Below are 1564 nucleotides of genomic sequence, written 5' to 3' on the forward strand. Positions count from 1 at the left end.
CCAGCGCCCGGTCATCCGCGCCGCCGCCGATCGAACAACCCTTCCGATTCCAGGGGCAGCAGTTCGATGAGGAAACCGGGCTGCATTACAACCGTTTCCGGTATTACGATCCGGCTGTGGGCAGGTTTGTTAGTCAAGATCCAATTGGACTGATGGGCGACACAAACTTATTTGCTTATGCGCCCAACTCTTTGGAATGGTTCGATCCTTTAGGGCTCAGTCCACAAAAAAACAGCCCATCGAAAAAAAATTGTCCGTGCGAGGAGAAAAAGGATGAATGCCCCAATAGAAAGCACTTCAAAGACTATAACCAAGCCAGAAATGCTGCTTTGGCATGGTTAACGGCACGAGGATTTTCGGCCAACACCGTAAATACGGGAAAATTTGGCTCTACAGCAGGCCAACCAGTCGGCATGACAACGGAAAATGGAAAAACCGGCTTCAGGGTTGAGCATGACTCACGATGTGGGGGACACATTAACGTATTCAATGGCAAAGAAGAAGGTCCACATTTCACATTTGAGGGCTCAAACAAAACAGTCGAAAAAATACAAAGAAGCTTTAACTTACCATCCAAACCTTGGAGAGGCAGATGAACATAGACGAAGAAATTCTCAAAGAAATTACCCCATTCACTAAAAATAATCACCTAGAAGTCGAACACAATCAGGCAAAATTAATCAAGCTACTCAGCACTAAATTTCAATTCTCAGGATCGAAGATAAATTGGAGCAAAACAAATAATCATTGGAGTCACAATTACAACCCAGAGAACAAAACCATCAACACTATAGAAAAACTAGAAATTATAGAAAAAAAGTTAAAAGAGGTAGATTTTCAATCCACCATCAATCAAACCACAGAGATTTGCTACATAAACGATTCTTCCTTAGATTTTGGATTGGTTATATCCAACCATATTTTCCAAGAGATATTTACAATTTTAATAACCAACGTCCCTCAGCATCATTATTTTTTTCCAATAGACGGTTCTTGGTGCCTCGCAATTACCATGGAGGGATTTATTGATTATGGGGAGACTCTAAAAAAAGGCTAGCAGAAGCTGTCGCATAAATTAGTAAAGCTATTAAAGGCCCAGTTTGAACGACGATCTACCAAGTATCGCTGTGCGCCTGCTGGTTACGTCGTAATTCTCAGATCAAGCTGCCTGTAGTCCAGCGTTCGGCCGGTGAAGCATTTGAGACCGCCCGGCTTACCAGCGATTGCTATTTATTCAATAGCACCAAAGCCAATCGACACTAGGGCATCAGGCACTTTTCATCGTTATTTCTTGTACCACGTCACCTACGCCCCGCCTCTGCTACCAATTAAATAGCAATCAAAGCACGCCCTTATTGCGCTGACGGCGTAAAACACTGTCAGCCGTCTTTTCACCCCTTTCCTTCCCTTTCAATGGGCACGCACATTTTCAGCGGAGGCGAAGGCGCGATCACGCAGGTGGCCGACGGCTGGACGTTCGATCCTTGGACCTACGTCAAGCTCAAGCCCAGCGGCAAGCAGGGCACGGCCTGGCACCGCAACAACAGCAAGGCCATCCAGATCC

General features: G+C 45.5%; 2 protein-coding genes. Both read left to right on the forward strand.

Features of this window, described 5'->3' with window-relative positions:
* On the forward strand, positions 1-596 hold a 596-nt coding region (locus AVAK2825_RS24635), incomplete at its 5' end, for an RHS repeat-associated core domain-containing protein (RefSeq protein WP_284403114.1).
* Positions 593-1057 carry a hypothetical protein gene (locus AVAK2825_RS24640; RefSeq protein WP_284403115.1) on the forward strand — a complete coding sequence of 155 codons (465 nt, stop codon included), beginning with the start codon at positions 593-595 and terminating at the stop codon, positions 1055-1057. The genes AVAK2825_RS24635 and AVAK2825_RS24640, both read left to right, overlap by 4 nt.
* Positions 1058-1564: the final 507 nt, after the last annotated feature.

This window comes from Acidovorax sp. SUPP2825, from assembly GCF_030158995.1.
Taxonomy (GTDB): domain Bacteria; phylum Pseudomonadota; class Gammaproteobacteria; order Burkholderiales; family Burkholderiaceae_C; genus Paracidovorax.

Excerpts from the sequence above, each read along its gene's own strand:
- AVAK2825_RS24640 (WP_284403115.1), top strand. The coding sequence starts at position 593 with ATGAACATAGACGAAGAAATTCTCAAAGAAATTACCCCATTCACTAAA.